3 protein-coding genes are annotated in these 6,053 nt (G+C 66.8%); all 3 read left to right on the forward strand.

Annotated elements, in window-relative coordinates:
- Positions 1-16 precede the first annotated feature (16 nt).
- The 3 genes from SCI24_RS12840 to SCI24_RS12850 all read left to right on the forward strand — a co-directional run bounded on the left by SCI24_RS12840 (position 17) and on the right by SCI24_RS12850 (position 6,004).
- Positions 17-2,800: an aminotransferase class I/II-fold pyridoxal phosphate-dependent enzyme gene (locus SCI24_RS12840; RefSeq protein WP_318725749.1), complete on the forward strand. Its 2,784-nt coding sequence runs from the start codon at positions 17-19 to the stop codon at positions 2,798-2,800.
- A 223-nt stretch (positions 2,801-3,023) separates the two neighbouring features.
- Positions 3,024-4,505: an NAD-dependent succinate-semialdehyde dehydrogenase gene (locus SCI24_RS12845; protein WP_318725750.1), complete on the forward strand. Its 1,482-nt coding sequence runs from the start codon at positions 3,024-3,026 to the stop codon at positions 4,503-4,505.
- A 71-nt stretch (positions 4,506-4,576) separates the two neighbouring features.
- Positions 4,577-6,004, forward strand: a complete 1,428-nt coding sequence (locus tag SCI24_RS12850) for an aspartate aminotransferase family protein (protein WP_318725751.1) — start codon at positions 4,577-4,579, stop codon at positions 6,002-6,004.
- Positions 6,005-6,053 lie beyond the last annotated feature (49 nt).

A 6,053-nucleotide genomic window follows, 5' to 3' on the forward strand; every position in this document is an offset into this window, starting at 1 on the left:
AAGGATGGGTGTTGCCATGCCTGAGACGAGTGCTACCGAGACGCCCTATACCGCCCTGGGCTTCTACCACAAGATCTCCCAGCTGCGCGCCGACACCTGGAACGCGCTGAAGCGCGATCTCGGGCGGCTGGTGCGCCTGGACGACGAGGGCCGGGCCAAGAACCTGGTCAAGGCGGTCGACGTCAAGCTGACGCGGCTCGAGATCATCGAGGACTACCACGCCTTCCCCTCCAAGGAGGACTTCCGTCACCTCTGGTCGCTGTTCGACCGCGAGGAGTACGGGCTGCTGGAGAAGGTGGTCAAGCGCCTGGTGCGCGCGCTGATCAGCGAGTCCTACCGGCGGCGCCACGTCGACCTCAGCGAGACCGATGCCGATGCCGAGGACCTCGAGACCCTCGATGCCCTGGCGCAGCTGCGCCGCGGGCACCCGGCGTCGAACAGCTCGGCCCAGCCCTACTTCGAGCTGCTGATCGTCGACAACCTCTCGGCCCCGGAGGAGGAGGTGGTCCGCGAGGCCTTCCATAACATGCGTCGTCCCGAGGACCGCTTCGTCTACGACGTGGTCACGGTGAGAAGCTTCGAGGATGCGCTGATCGCGGTGCTGGTCAACCCCAACATCCAGGCCTGCCTGATCCGCTACGAGTTCCCCTACAAGTCGAAGTACAACCTCAGCGCCCTGCGCAGCTACCTCGAGGGGATCTCCGAGCAGTCCCTGGAGCAGCAGTCCGAGGCCGAGCGCAGCATCCTGCTGAGCACCATGATCCACGAGCTGCGCCCCGAGATCGACCAGTTCCTGGTCACCAGCGGCGACGTGGAGGCCACGGCCAGCCGCGACATCCGTCACTTCAATCGCATCTTCTACCGCGAGACGGACTACATCGAGCAGCACCACACCATCCTGCGTGCCATCGACAACCGCTATCGCACGCCCTTCTTCGACGCCCTGCGCGAGTACAGCAAGAAGCCCACCGGGGTCTTCCACGCCATGCCCATCTCGCGGGGCAAGTCGATCACCCGCTCCCACTGGGCCGGGCAGATGATCGACTTCTACGGCATCAACATCTTCCTCGCCGAGACCTCGGCCACCTCCGGCGGGCTGGATTCGCTGCTGCAGCCCTACGGGCCGATCAAGAAGGCCCAGGAGTATGCCGCCCGTGCCTTCGGCGCGCGGCAGAGCTTCTTCGTCACCAACGGCACCTCCACCGCCAACAAGATCGTGGTGCAGGCGCTGATCAAGCCGCGCGACATCGTGCTGATCGACCGCGACTGCCACAAGTCGCACCACTACGGCATGGTGCTGGCCGGCGCCCACGTCAGCTACCTGGACTCCTACCCGCTGCATGACTATTCCATGTACGGCGCGGTGCCGCTCAGGGAGATCAAGAAGACACTGCTCGAGTACAAGCGCGCCGGCAATCTGCACAAGGTCAAGATGCTGCTGCTCACCAACTGCACCTTCGACGGGGTGGTCTACAACGTGCGCCGGGTGATGGAGGAGTGCCTGGCCATCAAGCCCGACCTGGTGTTCCTGTGGGACGAGGCGTGGTTCGCCTTCGCCGGCTTCAACCCGACCTATCGGCCGCGCACCGCCATGCATGCCGCCCGCACCCTGCGTGACCGCTATCGCAGCGAGGCCTATCGCGCGGAGTACGACGCCTGGAAGGCGGAGTTCGATACCCTCGACCCCGACGACGATGCCACCTGGCTCGACCGGCCCCTGCTGCCCGACCCCGACGCGGTACGCATCCGGGCCTATGCCACCCACTCCACCCACAAGACCCTGACCTCCTTGCGCCAGGGGTCGATGATCCACGTCTGGGACCAGGATTACCGCCAGAAGGTCGAGGCGCCGTTCCACGAGGCCTACATGACCCATACCTCGACCTCGCCCAACTACCAGATCATCGCCTCGCTGGACGTGGGGCGCATGCAGGCCGAGATGGAGGGCTTCGAGCTGGTGCACGCCCAGGTGGAGGCGGCGCTGTCGCTGCGCGAGCAGCTCTATACCCACCCGCTGCTGCAGAAGTACTTCCGGGTGCTGGTCAACAAGGACATGGTGCCGCTGGAGTACCGGCAGTCGGGGGTCGAGACCTTCTACGACCCGGTCACCGGGTGGAACAAGATGGAGGAGGCCTGGGCCAATGACGAGTTCGTCGTCGACCCCAGCCGCATCACCATCGCCATCGGCGCCACGGGCATCGACGGCGATACCTTCAAGAACGAATACCTGATGAACAAGTACGGCATCCAGATCAACAAGACCTCGCGCAACACCGTACTGTTCATGACCAACATCGGCACCACCCGGGGCTCCATCGCCTACCTGCTCGACGTGCTGCTCAAGCTGGCCAAGGAGTTCGAGTATCGCTGGGAGGAGAGCAGCCGGCCGGAGCGCAAGATCATCGAGAACCGCGTCCACTCGCTGACCAAGGAGTTGCCACCGCTGCCGGACTTCAGCCGCTTCCATGCGGCCTTCCGCCCCGACCCCGACGGCAATACGCCGGAGGGGGACATCCGCCAGGCCTACTTCCTCAGCTACGACGACGAGAACACCGAGTACCTGCGCTTCGACAACGGCGAGCTCCAGGCCCAGATGCGCACCGGCCGCGACGTGGTCTCGGCGAGCTTCGTGATCCCCTACCCGCCGGGCTTCCCGGTGCTGGTCCCCGGGCAGGTGGTCAGCGAGGAGATCCTCTACTTCCTGCAGGCCCTGGACGTCACCGAGATCCACGGTTATCGCCCGGAGCTTGGCCTGCTGGTCTTCACCGAGGAGGCACTGCGCAACCCGCCGGCGGGCTGACGGCGCCCGGCGCCCCACCGTCCCCGCGCCACAGAAAAAACCGCACGTTTCCGGCACAGGACAAAAAATCCTGTGCCGTCCGCCGCCGGTAACGAAAAGTCCCGTCCCGCCAAAGCCCTTATCCTGTACCCATCGAGCCGCCCTGCCGAAGAGGCGGCTCGCCCGTTTTTTCCACACCGGCCCGACAATCTCGATGCGGCCGGTGCGTCAGGGGAGGTATAGCATGACTCTGTCCAGCAAGCTCAGCGATCCGCGCCTGTTTCGCCAGTACGCCTATGTCGACGGCAAGTGGACCCATGGCGAGGGCGGCCGTGAGGAGGCCGTGTTCGACCCGGCCACCGGCGAGGCGCTGGGGCACATTCCCTGGCTGGAGGCCCACCAGATCACCGCGGCGGTGGATGCCGCCGAGGCCGCCTTCGTGCACTGGCGCGCGCTGCGCGCCGACGAGCGCTGCGAGCGGCTGCTGGCCTGGTACGACCTGTTGCAGACCCATCGCGAGGACCTCGCCACCCTCATGACCCTGGAGCAGGGCAAGCCGCTGCCCGACGCCCGTGGCGAGGTGGAGTACGGCGCCAGCTTCGTGCGCTGGTTCGCCGAGGAGGGCAAGCGCACCTTCGGCGAGACCATCCCCAGCCATATCCCCAACGCGGCCCTGGGCACCATCAAGGAGCCGGTGGGCATCGCCGCGCTGATCACCCCGTGGAACTTCCCGCTGGCGATGATCACCCGCAAGGCCGCCGCCGCCATGGCCGCCGGCTGCACGGTGATCGTCAAGCCGGCCGGCGAGACGCCGTTCTCGGCGCTGGCGCTGGCCGAGCTCGCCGAGCGCGCCGGCATCCCGGCCGGGGTGTTCAACGTGGTGCTGGGCGAGCCCGCCGAGGTGTCGAAGATCCTGTGCGCCGAGGACCGGGTCAAGGCACTCTCCTTCACCGGCTCCACCCGGGTCGGCCGGCTGCTGCTGGAGCAGTGCGCCAACACGGTCAAGCGCGTCTCGCTGGAGCTCGGTGGCAACGCGCCCTTTATCGTGGGGCCGGACATGGATCCCAAGGAGGCGGCCTTCGCCGCGGTGGCGGCCAAGTTCCAGACCGCCGGTCAGGACTGCCTCGCCGCGGACCGCATCCTGGTCCACGAGTCGATCCATGACGAGTTCGTCGAGCACTTCGCCGAGCGCATGGCGGCGCTGACCGTGGGCAACGGCCTGGAGAGCGAGATCGACCTGGGGCCGCTGATCCATCGCCAGGCGGTGGAGAAGGCCGCGGCCATCGTCGATGACGCCATCTCCAAGGGCGCCACCCTGGTGGCGGGCGACCAGAGCCAGGCGCCGGGCGAGAACTTCTTCATGCCGGTGCTGCTCACGGACGTGACCCACGACATGAAGATCTGGCACGAGGAGAGCTTCGCCCCGGTGGCCGGCATCACCGCCTACGCCGACGATGACCAGGTCATCGAGATGGCCAACGACACCGAGTACGGCCTGGCGGCCTATATCTACACCCACGACATACGCCGCATCTGGAAGATCATGCGGGCGCTGGAGTTCGGCATGGTCTCGGTGAACTCGGTGAAGATGACCGGGCCGCCCGTGCCCTTCGGCGGTGTCAAGCACTCCGGCCTCGGCCGCGAGGGCGGGGTGACCGGCATCGACGAGTACCTGGAGACGAAGTACTACTGCCTCGGCGCCCTGGGCTCCGTATCGGGTAGTTGATTTCCCGATCACATCGATGAACCTTCTCCCCGGCGGGATGCCGGGGAGCACGAGAAAAGAGAGAACACGAGATGAACCAGCAGCACCAGGACCTGATCGACCGCGACCGCAAGGTGACCTTCCACGCCTCCACCCACCTGCGCGACTTCGCCCACGGCGATGCGCCGGGCCGCGTGATCACCGGCGGCAAGGGGATCCATGTCGTCGACAAGGATGGCCGCGAGTTCATCGACGGCTTTGCCGGCCTCTACTGCGTCAACATCGGCTACGGCCGTAGCGAGGTGGCCGAGGCCATCTACGAGCAGGCCCTGAAGATGTCCTACTACCACACCTATGTGGGGCACTCCAACGAGCCGCAGATCGCCCTCTCCGAGAAGATCCTCGAGCTCGCTGGCCCCGGCATGTCCAAGGTCTACTACGGCATGTCCGGCAGTGATGCCAACGAGACCCAGCTCAAGATCGTGCGCTACTACAACAACGTGCGCGGGCTGCCGCAGAAGAAGAAGGTCATCTCGCGGATGCGCGGCTACCACGGCTCCGGCATCGCCTCCGGCTCGCTGACCGGGCTGAAGGCGTTCCACGATCACTTCGACCTGCCCATCGACACCATCCGCCACACCGAGGCGCCGTTCTACTACCAGCGTGCCGCGGAGCTCGAGGGCATGAGCGAGCGGGAGTTCTCGAGGCACTGCGCGACCAGGCTCGAGGAGATGATCCTGGCCGAGGGGCCGGAGACCGTGGCCGCCTTCATCGGAGAGCCGGTGCTCGGTACCGGCGGTATCGTGCCTCCGCCGGAAGGCTACTGGGCCGAGATCCAGGCGGTGCTGGCGAAGTACGACGTGCTGCTGATCGCCGACGAGGTCGTCTGCGGCTTCGGGCGCATCGGCACCGACTTCGGCAGCCACTTCTACGGCATCAAGCCCGACCTGATCACCGTGGCCAAGGGCCTGACCAGCGCCTACCAGCCGCTCTCCGGCGTGATCGTCGGTGACCGCGTGTGGCAGGTACTGGAGCAGGGCACCGGCGAGTATGGCCCGATCGGCCACGGCTGGACCTACTCCGGGCATGCCCTGGGCTGTGCCGCGGGCCTGGCCAACCTGGCGATCATCGAGCGCGAGGGGCTGACCGAGAATGCCGCCGAGACCGGCGCCTACCTGCAGCAGCAGATGCAGGCCGCTTTCGGCGACCACCCCATCGTCGGCAACGTGCGCGGCGTGGGCATGCTGGCGGCCCTGGAGTTCGCCGCCGACCCGAGCCGCCGCGCGGCCTTCGACCCGGCGCTGAAGGTCGGCCCGCGCATCGCCGCCGCGGCGATGCAGGAGAACCTGATCGCCCGCGCCATGCCCCAGGGCGATATCCTGGGCTTCGCGCCGCCGCTGACTACCACTCGCGAGGAGGTCGACGAGATCGTCGCGCGGGCCCGTCGCGCCGTGGATGCGGTACTGGACGAACTGGTCCGCGAGGGAGCCGTCAAGGCGGTGGCGGACACGGTGGCCTGACGCCTGGCTCGACCCCGGTTCTTCGGGAGGCCGTAACCCCTGAGCGTCG

The organism is Halomonas sp. (assembly GCF_033549285.1).
GTDB lineage: Bacteria > Pseudomonadota > Gammaproteobacteria > Pseudomonadales > Halomonadaceae > Halomonas.

What these genes read in the sequence shown, in the direction of transcription:
- SCI24_RS12850 (WP_318725751.1), top strand. Translation starts at nt 4,577, where the DNA reads ATGAACCAGCAGCACCAGGACCTGATCGACCGCGACCGCAAGGTGACC.
- SCI24_RS12845 (WP_318725750.1), top strand. Translation starts at nt 3,024, where the DNA reads ATGACTCTGTCCAGCAAGCTCAGCGATCCGCGCCTGTTTCGCCAGTAC.
- SCI24_RS12840 (WP_318725749.1), top strand. Translation starts at nt 17, where the DNA reads ATGCCTGAGACGAGTGCTACCGAGACGCCCTATACCGCCCTGGGCTTC.